The following is a 13,312-nucleotide window of genomic DNA, read 5'->3' on the forward strand; positions in this document are numbered from 1 at the left end:
AATTTTTCATCATGATTGATTATTGTCGTCTAATCTCGATCCTCAATAGCCCACTGTGAACCGCTGCCTGATGTGCTTGGGCTGCTCCACTTCATCGATCATCGCCATCGCGTAATCCTCGAGCGAGATGCGGCTCTGTCCCTGTGCGTCCACCAGCAACTGATCCGTGCCCAGCCGGAACTTTCCCGTCCGCTGCCCGGGCGCCAGGTTCGCCGAGGGCGCGAGGAAGGACCAATCGAGCGTGGGCTCCTGGCGGAGCATGGTCAGCGCTTCGCGAGTCGCGAGCGCACCCTGCTTCCATTCCTTCGGGAACTCGGGCGTCTCCACCAACTGAACGCCCGGCTTCACTTCCAGACTGCCCGCGCCTCCGACGAACAGGAGCCGCTTCACGCCGGCCTGCTTGACGCCATTGATGATGGCCCGCGCCCCCTTGACCTGGTGATCGTAGAGCTGAGGATCCGTCCAGCCCGGATTGAACGCGCTGATCACGGCATCATGGCTTGCGACCAGCCGAGCCACTTCCTCTTCGTCGTAGACGTCTCCTTTTTGGGGATGGAGTTTCGGGTGGGACGGTAACTTCTCAGGATGCCGGACGATCGCTGTGACCTCATGGCCGCGATCCAACGCTTCCTTCAAAATGGCTGACCCGACAAAACCGGTGGCTCCGATCAACGCGACCTTCATGGTTCGCCTCCTCATGACCCTTCAACCCCGTACTCTGCCTGGAAGGCGCAGATGCTCTTGGCGGCCGGCGTCGGAGAGCCGGACCACCGTTCCCGTCTCGATCGGCAGACAAGCATGGTCGTTTCAATGGATGAGCTTGAACCCGATCTGCGTGCCCATCTTGAGGACGTAGCCAAGCTGGATGTTCAGGTACCCCAGCGTCTCGAGCCAGCGGGCATTCGTGAGCGGACCGGCATCCACAGCGTCGAATCCGATATCCCGCCCCAGGCCTAGCACAAGGTCCTTGGCACCCTGATCGTCAGCTGCCACAAGGAGCGTGAGCGCAGTGCCCTTCACGTGCCCCGTGGCCATGTGCTCGGCGAAGACCGTGTTGAACGCCTTGACGACTCTGGCCGCAGAGGCCTTCTTCTGAAGCTCCTCCGCACCGCTCGTCGTGAAGCCGAGGGCGAGCTGAAAATCGGCCGTGAGGACATTGGTCACGTCGACGAGAGGCTTGCCGCGGATGGTGTCACCCAACTCGCGGATCGCGTCATCGACGGCGGAGTAGGGCACTGCAAGGATGACGATGTCTCCCCACGCGCCCGTTTCACGGACGCGTGCCGGATCCTTCCCGACGGCCCGCACCTCGTAGCCGGCGCCCTCGAGGCCTCGGCGGAGCGCACCGCCCACATTCCCCGTTCCGATCACCGCAATCTTTGCCTTCATGCCGCACCTCCTTCCTCAAAGAAACCTTCCAGGGCTAGACACATGCCGTTCTTTCGGTAACCTGACGCTGCGCTCTCTCATGAACGCGCCTGCCACTGCGATTCGGAGCGACTGAGGCCGATCTCGGCCTCGCCGCGCGCAGCATCCACGCTCCAGATGCCAGACCCGTGGGCCGCGATGAACAGAAAGACGAAGCAATACAGGGCCGCCAGCTCGCCGCCGTTAATGATCGGGAACAAGGCCTGCGTCCCATGAGCCATCCAATAGGCCGCCGCCATGAGCCCGCTGCAGAAGAACGCGGCCCAACCGGCGAAGAGCCCGATGGCGACGAGCAGGCCGCCGATCAGCTCGATCGGTCCCGCAATGTAGGTCACAAACGGTGGGACCGGTGGAGGAGACCCGGGAAACCCAAACAGCTTCTGCGTGCCGTGCCATAGAAACAACAGGCCGGCCACGATGCGCATCAACGCATACGCCTGGGGTTGAAACGGTTTCAGGAAGGTTGGCATGCGTGACCTCCTGTGTGCCGGCGTCGTTGACGTTACAGATGATGAGCCGAGTCGTCGTTCAGGATCCGGACAATGTGAGCCGGGTTGCCTGCAACGACGCAGGCTGAAGGGATATCGCGCGTCACCACGCTACCTGCGCCAACCACGCTCTGGTCTCCAATGGTCACGCCGGGCAAAATCACCACGCCGCCTCCGATCCATACATCGTGGCCAATGCGGATGGGGCGGGCGTATGCCATCCCGGATCGCCGCAGATCGGCTTCCAAGGGATGCGCTGCGGTATACAGTTGTACCGCCGGTCCCATTTGGAGGTTGTCTCCGATCTCGATCAGGCCGCAGTCGAGGAAAACGCAGTTGTAGTTGATGAAGGCGTTCCGCCCGAGCCGGATGTTGTACCCGTAATCACACGCGGTGCCTTGGTAACGGGCGAGCAGCTCATTGTCGTCCCGTTCGCCTGTACAGTCAGAAACGACCCCTGGATCATCATTGGCAGGACGACCACAAGGATCATGTCGCGTCTCAATGCCATGCATGACTCCTTTTCTCTGCCTAGAGCCAAATCCCCGATTTGCCCGGAGCCAGGATGCCGTTGGGATCGAGCGCCTGTTTCAAGGTGCGGTTCACCGACCGCTGAACCGGCCCGAAGCTGTCGGCGACTTTGTCCATGAACGCCGGGTTCGTCCGATAGGTGCCGTACCCGACGGCCAGAAACTCTGTCAGCAGCTCATCGAAACATTGATAGGCGGCCTTTGTCATGTCCGCGTCCGTTCGGTCGTACAGCACATCGATGATGTGGTGCATATCGCGCATGCCGACGATGAACTCCCCGCAGTAGTCCAATCCGTACTTGGCAAGAATGCGCTTGGCGAGCGCCACTTGGCTGAGCGTCTCGCGGCCGCGCGCTTGAGACACGGGCGCGAACCATAAGGAGCCGCCGCCCCCGCGCCAGTTGTACAGCCCGAATTCCCTCATGTCCATTCCGCCCCGCATGAGTGCGGCCCGATAGCCGAACCCGGGATCGTCGCAGACGTCGTCTTCGGTCAGAAACTTGGCCTTGCCCGACCTTCCAAACGCGTCGGTGACGATCTTCCAATTCACGTCCACCTGTTCCTTCGTGCCATAGAGCGCCGCGTAGACGTTCCACATGCCCATCTTGGTGTCACGGATGAGCCGGCGCACCGCTTCGTCAGAAATAGAGCCCGGTCCCGATACATAGTCGCGCCGCTTGGCTTTCAACGGAGCCTCGTAAAGCGCATGCGCGATCACCCCGGAGTTCGGAATGACGCCATTGATGCGGAGCGGCCGCATGAGTTCTACGATCTCCACGAGGTCGCCTTCCTCGGGATATTGGATGAGGAACGGCTTGTACACGGGCGGCGCGGGCTGAAGCCAAAAGCCGAATTTCGTGACGATCCCATAGTTGGACTGGGTAAAAATTCCGTCCAGGTAGGGGCCGTACCCCCACTTGAAGACCTGCCAGGTGGTGGATTTCGCCAAGCCACCCATAGCCGTGCGTAGGATGTCACCGTTCGCGAGTACGACTTCCATGCCGCAGGCATTGAGAAAATGCTCCCCGTATGGTGTATATCCGACCCCCCGGTCCAAGGTATTCCCCGTTGGACTGGCGATGACGGACGGCGCCGGCACCGACAGCCATAAGCCGAGCTTGTGTTCTTGGATGTAGTCGTATAACTGCTTATAGGTGACGCCCGGCTCGACGAGCGCATAGCACAGGTCGCCATCGACCTCGAGAATGCGGTTCATGCGATGCAGATCGAGCACCACCTGACCACGTTGCCCTGGGAGGGCGTCTCCATAGCCGAGGTTTTTGCCGGTCGAGAACGTCCAAATCGGCACCCTGTATTTGTTGCATACGCCCACGATCTTCTGGATCTGCTCCACGGTCGTCGCTATCATCGCGGCGGCCGGCACGTACTTCTCCTCGTGTACCGGCATCATGGTCTTCAAATAGGGCGCAAGCTGTTCGGCCTCCGTCAGCACGTTGTCGTCGCCCAAGATCTGGCGGAACTCCTTGACTGCAGCGTCGAACGCCTGTTCTGATACCCCCTTCGGCAGCGCGAGGTATTTGCTGGCCATGCTCCTCCTCCTTCGGTCGGCTACACATCCAGGACGAATGAGACAAAGCGGTCCATCGGCTGCCGTTGCCCGTGGCCGTGCGGGTGGTCATGGACGAAGGCACGGCCAGAGCAGGATTCGCCGACTGTTGCCACCCCAAGAGCTTTGGCGGTCACCGCATAGCCGACGGACTCGGCCCAATTCCTTGACCGCCAGCTCACAGCCTCACATCTGCACGCCTCTGGAGGAATGGGCGTCCATTCGTCATCGGCGACGAGACCGATCCATCGACAGCCTTCAGCCAACGAGAGGTCCGAGCAGTGAAGGTGCATCGCATCCGGCCGGCTTACCCGGTAGGAGGAGAACCCTGGAGCCGCCCAACCCTTCAACGTCCGCTCATCACCCGGGTCTTTGAGACAGCGCTCCGTGATCGAAAAACTGATGCGCTCTTTGATCATGTGCGAGGCCAAGAGCCCTGCCGCGCCCTGAACCGGCGAGGCGACCAGCCAGTCATGACGAATGCGACACGAACCATCATCCACCGATGCATGCGAACCGATCGAGAACAATCGCACGCCGATCGTCCGAATGACTTCTTGGAAGATCACGGCCTCGGCATCGTCGAGTACGGCAATCCATCTCGTTCCTCGAGATCGCGACACCATCCCGTACACGATGTCAGTCTCGGTTAACACACTGTCCTTCAGCTTGGTGACCCGCAGTCCCTCGAAGCCTCGTGCTGCGCAGGCTGCCCGCGCGCCGGTCGCGAAGGCGTCGTCCGCATTGAGATCACCCAGCAGCAACACATAGTCCGTGGGCGTTCGCGCCGGCGAGCGGGCGAAGGCCCCTGTCGGCACACCGAACGCCAGGAGCGCGCCGCTCGCGAGCATGCCTTTCATCAGACCACGTCGATCGACGTCCATGGCCTGCCCTCCTCACTTGTCGACTGCTTGTTTCGAGACGTATACCGCGAGCTCGTTCAAAGCCTGATCATCGATCTCGGACTGCCGAAAGGCCGGCATGGCCCCGTTGCCATTGCGCACGATGAAGCTGGTGTAGAGAGGGTCGAGCCCGCGGCCCAGAAGGGCCGGACCTATTTTTGTTTCGTGGCAATAGGCGCACACCTTCGCGTAGACCTCCGCTCCGTCCTTGTACCTGAAGCCGGTGTCCGGCGACTCTTTCGAGCCCGCCCATCCCATGGCGGCTACCAGACCGATTCCGGCGACCGCTCCCAGCGTCGAACCCCATGTGAACGACCTTGTGTTCATGTCGCCTCCTGGGCAAAGCGTTAGGCCATGGCCTTCCTGAGCCTTCGCGTCCACGCCACCAACGCCTCGAGGAACTCTTTGATCTTTTGAGTGGTCTTCGCGTCCTTGAGATTGCCCTGCTCATCGAACTTGTCGGTCGCATTCGCAATCATGACTTCCGGATCGTTCAGTGGGAACATGTTCAAGAAGACGAACATCTGCCGCAGATGGTATTGCGCGCGGGCTGTGCCCAGGTTTCCGATCGAGGCGCCCATGATTCCCACCGGTTTGCCGTTCCAGGCGTTGTCGCCGTAGGGGCGTGAGGCCCAGTCGATGGCATTCTTCAGCACGCCGGGGACGGAGTAGTTGTATTCCGGGGTGACAATGAGAATCGCGTCGGCGGCCGAGACTTTGGCTTTGACCGTCCGCACCGATGGCGGCGGTTGATGCTCGTGATCCTGGTTGTAGGGCGGGATGCCGTCGAGCTCAACGATCTCCAACGTGCTGCCGGGAGGTACGAGCCCAACCGCCGCTCGTAGCGCAGCTCGGTTGTACGACTCTTTGCGAAGACTGCCTGCGATGCCGAGTATGCTGATCGTCTCGCTCATCTCATGCTCCTTTTCTGTGCCGTCAGCCACCGTTCACCCGGCCTGTCCCATCTCTCGCCTTGGTGCGGAGGAGACGAGCGTCTCTTCCTGGGTGGTAGGGAGCCGTCGCGCCGCCAGGGCCAGCATGGTCAGCCACGTGCCGCTGAAGATCATGTCGATGCCGACGAAGAGGCCGATCACCCACAGCCCGGATACGGGCCACTCCGCCAGGATCAGAATGCCGAGCAGCAGCGTGACCACGCCGCTGACGACGAGCCATCCCCATTGCGGAGGCCGCAGCGCCGAAGCGGCAACAATGCGGAAGACCGCGCTCGCCAGAAAGAAGGCCGCGATCAGGAGCGTCAGGGACAAGGCGCCGACTCCAGGGTTGAAGAGCAGCAATCCACCAACCACGACGTAGAGGATGCCCATCAGCAGCTCGAGGACGAACCCGCCCCACCGATCGATCTTGAAGGCATGAACCGCCTCGAAGAGACCCCCGACCATGAGCGTCGCCCCGAACACCAAGACCGAGGCCAGCGTCGTGAGCACCGCGTACAGCAGCGCGAATGTCCCCAGAATGACAAAGGCCGCACCAGAGGCAAGAATCCATCCCCAGTTCTCTCGAACCGAAGCGAGACCACTGTGCAACAGGTCGCGCCGACCGAGAGGGGCATCGTGGTTCATGGTTGTGCCTCCTTGTTCGTGGTCGATCGAGCTTTCCTCCTCTACTTTCTCAAGGACTCGACATACGCCAGAACATCGTCGATCTCTTGTGCCGAAAGCTGGGACTTCCACGCCACCATCGAGGTCTTGGGGACGCCGTTTTCGATGATGCGCCGCAATTCTTCCGGGGACTTCTTCTTGCTTTCGGGGCTCGAAAAATCGCCCGCGGGCGGCTTGAGCTTCTTCCCGAGTGGTCCATCCCCTTTGCCCTGCGGCCCGTGACAGGTGACGCACTTGGTCTGGTAGATCGCCTTCCCGTTGGCCGCATCTCCCCCCGCGGCCAACGCGGGCTCGCCACACCAGAAGGCACTAGTCATGATTAAGCACGTCGGCACGGCCACGGACCAATAGGATGCTCTCATGGTTCTCCTCCTCGGAAGAATTGCCTGGTTGACGTCAGCCTCTCTTTCAATCGCCACTCCAGTAGCGGATCGTGTAATAAATGCCCCAAACGATCAGTCCCAAGGCAACGAGCTTGAGCCACATCGGGACAGAGCCGCTGTATTCCCGTATTCCGGCCGGCTCATAGACATACATCTCCGGCGGCCCCGCAGGCTCGTGTTCCGACTCCAGTGGACGTCTCTCATCGGCGCGCGCCAGGTCTTCTGTCATCGCCTCCTCTGTGATCCTGGCCAGCCATACTGTGTGCATGGACCTCGTTCAATGTCCCGGTCATGACCATCTTCTGATCGTGCTCAGCCCTCGACAGTACGGCCCAAATTCTCTCTCTCGCCGTCGGCCGGTCCTCTTCGTTCAGTCCTCTGGCCACAAGCTCGGCTTCATGAGCCGAGGCTCTGAGAGATTGGACATAATGGACGAGGTCCCACACCTCCTCTGAGGTCACACTGCCCTCGAACGGCGGCATCGGGGTTCCACCGATCCCCGCCATGATCGTTTGAAACAACCGCACCCCGTTGTGGCCCAATTTGACGCCTCCCGGCGCCCCGGCCGGGAGCGCGAGATGGGCCGGTTTGATCGGCTGGCCCCAGTCGTCTTGAAGGGCAGCAGCCAAGGGCCCGTCGGCTTTTCCCTCCGAACCGTGACAGATCATGCAATTGCCGTCGTACAGCGTTTTGCCCTTTTCAATCGAGGCCGGCGTAACGGGCGGTTCAGGCGGAATCGACATCGGTTGCTCAACGGATTCGCGCCCCCATCGATCGGAAAACGTCTTGAGGTACTGTACGACGGCCCATCGCTCGCGGTCCGAAATCGTCTGCCATGACGGCATGGAGGTTCCCCAGAGCCCATGGGTGACGACGAGAGAGAGGTCCGCGTCCGTCGGGAGCGAATCCTTCCCGGTCGTCGATCGAAATTTGAAGATGCCGGTGGTGAAGTCACGCGCTTGGGGCGTCAAAAACCGGGCCGCCGGGCCTTTCCCGTCGCCCTTGGTGCCATGGCACCCGGCACACCGTCGTTCGTAGACCTGTTTGCCGAGGGAGAGGAGCTCCTCGCGACCGTGTGACGTCTGAGGCATTGCTACGGCACCGGAGATTCCGATTGACCAGCTCTCGAGCCAATCGCCGATCGGGGTGCCGAGTCGCTGAAGATAGGCGATGAGCGCCTTGCCATCCTCGTTCAGCGGCGGTCGTCCGCCGTCTTGGCTCAACGCAAAGAGCCAGGGGAAGCGCGGCATGATGGAATCAGGCACGAGGTCCTGCGGGTTCCAGAGATGGGCGATGTGCCAATCGTCGCCATACTTCCGCCCGACGCGCGCCAGATCCGGACCGATGCGCCGGGTGCTGAAGACGTGTGGCCGGTCGTAGGCGTACTCGCCGATCTGTGAGACCGGCCCCCATCGCCACGTCTCTCCCGTCACGGGCCGAATGAATTGCGAATGGCATTGCCAACAGCCGTCGCGTAGGTAGACCTGCCGACCTCGCTCCTCGAGCGGCGAATACTCAGCCACCTGCACAGGCAGACCCGTGACGACATCCGAGACGGTGGTCGAGCGCGTCGCAGCTTGAAGCCACGGGAGGCCGCCCAGGAGGAAGACGGCGCCGATGAAAAAGAGGACGCCACCGACGAGGCCGACCATCGACGGGTTCTCCAGCCAACTCTTGCTCGGCGCCATGGCGATCGGTTGAGTCACTTTCGGCAGTGGCTCGCGGTCCTCCGCTTCGATCGGCTGCCCTTCACGGAAGGTTTTATAGAAATTGAACGCCATGAGCGCGAGCGCCACATCCATCATCGTGCCGACGATCGTTCGAGCCACCCACCACGGCAGCATCTCTTTGACCGAATCGACGAAGTCGGCGCCGTTTTCCAGCATCGCGCCTTGGATAAAGCCTTGCGCCGTCAGCCCAAGAACCATCGTGGTAAAACCCACGATCGTGAGCCAGAGGTGCCAGCTCGCGAGGCGATCGCTCCAAAGCTGTCTGCCGGTCAACCGTGGCCAGACGTAGTACAGCCCTCCGACGACCCACAGGATCATCGCGCCAAAGACCGTCAAATGGGCATGACCGACGACGAAATCGTTGAAGTGGGTCAATTGCTGAAAGCGGTGCAAGGATTCGATCGAGCCCTGAACGCTGCCGATGAGGTAGGCGACCACGCCCACCATGAGAAATTTCGCGGCGTAGTTGTCCGCTCCCCCTCCTCCCAAGACCGCGCCCCATCGTCCCAGCATGGTACCGAAAAAATTCACGATGACGGTGAAGACGGGAATGATCATCCACATGCTGTGGACGATCGCGAATGTCTGCGTCCAATGCGGGATGGGACTGTAAATGTAATGATGCGTGCCGGTCAGGGGATAGAAGAGCGCGAGCGTCCAGAATCCCAGCAACGAGAGTTTGTGACTATAGAGGGGGTTCTTCGCGCTCAGCGGAAGAAAATAATAAATCGTCGCCAGTCCGGCAGGCGTAATCCACAGCCCGACGAGGTTGTGCATGTACAGGCCATGCATCGCCGCACTGTTGACGCCGGCGATCGGGCCGTACGAGACGAGTAGGCCCCCCAAGGGCAGGTTGAGGAACGTCCAGACCGCGGCGGCGAGCGTATACCACAAGGAGACGTAGAAGCGCGGTGCTCGTCGGCGAACGATCGTGCCGATCACTTGAATCGCCACGCCGGCGATCACGACATAGCGCAGGATGTTCACGGGCCACGTGAACTCGGCGTATTCCACACCGCTCGTGTATCCGAGAAAGAGCGACAAGGAGCCGAGCACCAGAAAGGCGTTCCAGGTCCAGAGCAGCCACCATCCCCATTCGACTTGGTACAGCGGAGTCCCACAGAGGCGGGGAACAAAGTAATAGAGGAGCGCAAAGAACGCCGTCGTGAACGAGCCGAAGAGCACGCCGTCCAAGTGCACCGCGCGCAGCCGCCCGAAGGTGAACCAGGAGAGCCCGCCCAAAAATTCGGGATTGTGGAATTGGATCGAGACCAGGATCCCAACCAGCGGGAACACGGTGAGCCATACCAGCGCCCACCAGGCCCAGGCTTTGACGAGCGGTTTATTGGTCAAGTCTGTGTCTGCCATCCATCCACCAACTCGTCGGGGAGGGTCCTGGCTCCCTTGTTTCAGAAAGAAGCGACAGGTCCTAATCTCATCGTCGTCTCCACGAGCTGCTCTCCGGATGAACACGTTATGAGCGGGTTGGGCTGCCTCTGTCGGGTCAGGGTAGTTGAGCGAGGCTACATCTCCGCGGTCTCACCCTTAATCAGCGCGTAGCGTAAAAAGATGTCGGAGCGGTTTGCCGGGTCTCTCAGCCGACGCATGAACCAATGACCGGTGAGGACGGCAATGCGGGAACGGAGAAACGCACGGAGTACAGTCAGAAACGCTCAACAAATGAGATGTATCGCGTCCTTGAGTATGCTGACCGGTGTCAGGAGAGCTTCTGTCCCGTTAATCAGGGTATTAATACCTGCAAATTCTTTTTCAAAACACAAACGGCGGCCTCTGAATCACTACGCCGTGCTTTTCCTTCACATAGATTCTTCAGTTCCTTGGTCGATCTGAAGCGTCCTCGCGGCAGCATTTGGTGGAATCGGGCAGCGGAGGAGCTCGGACACAGCGGATCGTAGGTGTCGCCTCAGCTCACGAACTCCCCGATGCCCACGTGCGCCAGTAGTGGGATCGACATTTTTGAGCGCCTCGGGCGCCGGGGCCTTCTTCACCTCCCCGGCCGTGCCCGACGTCAACCTGGTCGGACTCGTCCCCGCTTCGCCCGCTTCGATAGACTCGTCCCCGACACGATAGGCTCTCACCCAAGCCCTCCGCCTACAGGCCGCTCTCCGCGCGGGGTTCTTTGACGCCAGAACATCGGCGTTTGTCATCGACCAATCGAGAGGTGCACGTGTGGCGAGCACGTGTCGCGGCTCTTGGTGTACCAGACTCTATCTCGGCGAGCACGAGCAGTGTAAGCCATGGCAGGGGTACGCGCTGTGATGTGCATCACAGAACACGCCGGTGTCCGACGCATATCGTAGAACGCAGTTGGCCTCGAGGGCAGGCACGAAGAGTGTCCGAACGCGGCTGACACCTGCAGCCGTGATGGCCTCGGTAAGATCGAAGAGGAGGTGGAGTGATGAACCAGTACTTTGCACGGAAGCACGTCAACGTCGGGGACGCTGTCTACGCCGGAGTCCTGGCGGGCCTTCTAGCCGGCGTCGCCATGGCGATGGTCTCGATGATGATGTCGATGATGACGGGCCAAGGGTTTTGGATGCCCGTCAAGAAGATTTCCGTCACGTTGCTGGGACAATCAACGGTCCAAGACCCCGGGTTTCAGATGATGCCGGTCATGGTGGGGATGATGATTCATTTCGCAACGGCCATCATGTTCGGCGTCATTTTTGCGCTGTGGGGAGGACGCTGGTCCTATGGTCCGGCGATCGGCTGGGGGATCGCCTATGGCCTCGCCATCTGGGTGGTCATGCAGTTCGCCGTGCTCCCGATCGTCAACCCCGTCATGGCCGAGATGCCGTATCTGCAATTTGCCATGCTCCATGTGATCTTCGGCGGCACGTTGGGGAGCTATCCGGCCTTCTTGCCTTCCGAGAGCGAGAGCCGGGCCAAGGCGCTCCGGTCGGAGAGAGCCGCGTGACGCCGTGCCAGCCGTGATTCAAGGTGTGGGTGGGTCATGCTCAGGATCGTGGTTTCCATTCTCCTCTTTCTAGTCCTGGCAGGAATGACGGGAGCGCTGCTCATCTCGGCGGGCGCCTATAACGTCTCGGCGGCCATCCCGCACACCGAGATCGTGCAGTGGCTGTTTGCGACGGTGCGCGATCGGTCCATCGCCGTCCGGAGCGATGACCACCAAGCTCCTCGACTGGATGATCGCGAGCGGATCAAGGCCGGATTGCGCTCGTACCACGATATGTGCCGTGTCTGCCACGGAGCCCCGGGAGAGGAACCGACCCCCATCCGGCAGGGGCTCAACCCCCAGCCGCCGAAGTTGGACGCCCAGCGGACGCAACGGCGGGATGAGGGCGAGCTCTTTTGGATCATCAAGAACGGCATTCGCATGACCGGGATGCCGGCGTTTGGGAAGACCCACAAGGATGAGGACCTCTGGTCTCTGGTCGCATTCATCCGGCATCTCCCGGCCGTGCGACCCGAGCAGTACGAGGCCCTGCTCAAGGAGGCCGGGCTACCCGAGACGCCGCCGCCGGCCGACGGCCACGACCATGAGCACTAACGTCATCCGGGTCGCCGACCAGGCAACATGAGCCGGCCCCGCGGCCGGACCGGGAGAAGACGGAGGACACCATGACGACGCACGAGGGTCTGAAAGCCGGAGTGAACGAGTCGGGCGCGAGCACGGTCGAGTATTTGCCGAAGGAGGAACCGACGCCGATCTTTCCCCGCGACCGAACCGTCCTGCTCGTCGTCGATCCCGTCAACGATTTCCTTTCAGAGGGCGGTGCCGGCTGGGACTTGGTCAAGACCACGGTGACGATGAACGAGGTCGTCGCCAACTTGAAGCGGCTGATCGAGGGCGCGCGCAACCGTCGGATTCCCGTTCTCTTCGGGCCGATGGCCTACGTCGAGGAGGATTACGCGGACAAGGCGCTCCAGCAGCGGAGCGGCATCAACCGGATCATGTTCGAGCAGAAAATGTTCTTGGCGGGGAGCTGGGGCGCCGACTTTCACCCCGACCTGAGGCCCCGGGAAGACGAGATCGTCCTCCTGCCGCATAAAGGCATCGACGTGTTCGAAACGGATTTGCCCGAGCACCTCCGGCGGCTCGGGACGACGCACCTGGTGATCGCGGGCATGACGGCCAACCTCTGTTGTGAATCCACCGGCCGGCATGCCATGGAGCGGGGCTATGACGTGACCTTCATCTCGGATGCCGTCGGGGCGGAAAGCGTGCTCGCCTACGAAGCGTCCATCCGGATCAATTATCCGCTGGTCGCGAACGCCGTGATGACGGTGGACGAATTCCTCGCGGCGGTGGATGCCCGTGTGGCTCCCGGTGTGAAGGTGCAGGCCGGAGACAGGGTGCGAGGGTCCGATGACGGTGAGATCGGCGTGGTGGACCGGGTGGTGGAAGCAACGTCCGAGACCGACGGCCACCTGGTTGTCCCGAGCGGCATCATCTTTCAACAGGACCTGTTCATCCCGCTCGATGCCGTCGTCAAGCGGACCGACTCGCTGGTCTTCATCAATGTGCCGAAGATCGTCGTCGGGCAGATGCCATGGAAAGAACCGCCGCGCCGGACGGATCGACCGGCAAAGCTCGGCCCCTCCGCCGGCGGCGTCAAGAAATTGTACAGGTCACGCGCAGCGTCGGTGCAGGAACGGGCAGAGTAATGCGGGAGAGGGGAC

General features: G+C 61.3%; 15 protein-coding genes. 3 read left to right on the top strand and 12 right to left on the bottom strand.

The features are described 5' to 3' along the window. Window positions 1-42 precede the first annotated feature (42 nt). From ACWHYV_RS07285 to ACWHYV_RS07340, 12 genes are all read right to left on the bottom strand, one after another. A complete protein-coding gene (locus ACWHYV_RS07285) occupies window positions 43-684 on the bottom strand; it encodes an NAD(P)-dependent oxidoreductase (protein ID WP_447979986.1) in 642 nt (213 codons plus the stop codon). A 123-nt stretch (window positions 685-807) separates the two neighbouring features. Further along, a complete protein-coding gene (locus ACWHYV_RS07290) occupies window positions 808-1,389 on the bottom strand; it encodes an NADPH-dependent F420 reductase (RefSeq protein ID WP_447979987.1) in 582 nt (193 codons plus the stop codon). A gap of 77 nt (window positions 1,390-1,466) precedes the next feature. Beyond that, on the bottom strand, window positions 1,467-1,898 hold the full coding sequence (locus ACWHYV_RS07295; RefSeq protein WP_447979988.1) for a DoxX family protein: 432 nt from the start codon (window positions 1,896-1,898) through the stop codon (window positions 1,467-1,469). Between the two features lie 32 nt (window positions 1,899-1,930). Continuing rightward, the gene (locus ACWHYV_RS07300) at window positions 1,931-2,431 is read right to left on the bottom strand and encodes a sugar O-acetyltransferase (protein ID WP_447979989.1); all 501 of its coding nucleotides are present in this window, start codon (window positions 2,429-2,431) and stop codon (window positions 1,931-1,933) included. Between the two features lie 16 nt (window positions 2,432-2,447). Next, on the bottom strand, window positions 2,448-3,995 hold the full coding sequence (locus ACWHYV_RS07305) for an FAD-binding oxidoreductase (RefSeq protein ID WP_447979990.1): 1,548 nt from the start codon (window positions 3,993-3,995) through the stop codon (window positions 2,448-2,450). Window positions 3,996-4,015: 20 nt separating this feature from the next. Next, the gene (locus ACWHYV_RS07310; protein ID WP_447979991.1) at window positions 4,016-4,897 is read right to left on the bottom strand and encodes a hypothetical protein; all 882 of its coding nucleotides are present in this window, start codon (window positions 4,895-4,897) and stop codon (window positions 4,016-4,018) included. Between the two features lie 12 nt (window positions 4,898-4,909). After that, a complete protein-coding gene (locus tag ACWHYV_RS07315; RefSeq protein ID WP_447979992.1) occupies window positions 4,910-5,242 on the bottom strand; it encodes a c-type cytochrome in 333 nt (110 codons plus the stop codon). Window positions 5,243-5,262: 20 nt separating this feature from the next. Continuing rightward, window positions 5,263-5,829 carry an NADPH-dependent FMN reductase gene (locus ACWHYV_RS07320; protein ID WP_447979993.1) on the bottom strand — a complete coding sequence of 189 codons (567 nt, stop codon included), beginning with the start codon at window positions 5,827-5,829 and terminating at the stop codon, window positions 5,263-5,265. Between the two features lie 33 nt (window positions 5,830-5,862). Continuing rightward, window positions 5,863-6,495 (bottom strand): HdeD family acid-resistance protein, encoded by a 633-nt coding sequence (locus ACWHYV_RS07325; RefSeq protein ID WP_447979994.1) that lies wholly within the window; start codon window positions 6,493-6,495, stop codon window positions 5,863-5,865. Window positions 6,496-6,536: 41 nt separating this feature from the next. Further along, window positions 6,537-6,851, bottom strand: coding sequence for a c-type cytochrome (locus ACWHYV_RS07330; protein ID WP_447979995.1), 315 nt, complete (start codon window positions 6,849-6,851; stop codon window positions 6,537-6,539). Between the two features lie 91 nt (window positions 6,852-6,942). Continuing rightward, window positions 6,943-7,146, bottom strand: coding sequence for a cbb3-type cytochrome c oxidase N-terminal domain-containing protein (locus tag ACWHYV_RS07335; RefSeq protein WP_447979996.1), 204 nt, complete (start codon window positions 7,144-7,146; stop codon window positions 6,943-6,945). Further along, a complete protein-coding gene (locus ACWHYV_RS07340) occupies window positions 7,118-10,015 on the bottom strand; it encodes a cbb3-type cytochrome c oxidase subunit I (RefSeq protein ID WP_447979997.1) in 2,898 nt (965 codons plus the stop codon). Before ACWHYV_RS07340 ends, ACWHYV_RS07335 begins: the two co-directional genes overlap by 29 nt. Window positions 10,016-11,066: 1,051 nt before the next feature. On the opposite strand from ACWHYV_RS07340, the gene ACWHYV_RS07345 reads away from it, so the two are divergent. The 3 genes from ACWHYV_RS07345 (at window position 11,067) to ACWHYV_RS07355 (ending at window position 13,297) form a co-directional block, all read left to right on the top strand. After that, window positions 11,067-11,585: a hypothetical protein gene (locus ACWHYV_RS07345; RefSeq protein WP_447979998.1), complete on the top strand. Its 519-nt coding sequence runs from the start codon at window positions 11,067-11,069 to the stop codon at window positions 11,583-11,585. Between the two features lie 36 nt (window positions 11,586-11,621). Further along, complete coding sequence (locus ACWHYV_RS07350) at window positions 11,622-12,179, top strand: c-type cytochrome (protein ID WP_447979999.1); 558 nt, start codon at window positions 11,622-11,624, stop codon at window positions 12,177-12,179. Between the two features lie 71 nt (window positions 12,180-12,250). Continuing rightward, window positions 12,251-13,297, top strand: coding sequence for a cysteine hydrolase family protein (locus ACWHYV_RS07355; protein WP_447980000.1), 1,047 nt, complete (start codon window positions 12,251-12,253; stop codon window positions 13,295-13,297). Window positions 13,298-13,312: the final 15 nt, after the last annotated feature.

This window comes from Candidatus Nitrospira bockiana, from assembly GCF_965152565.1.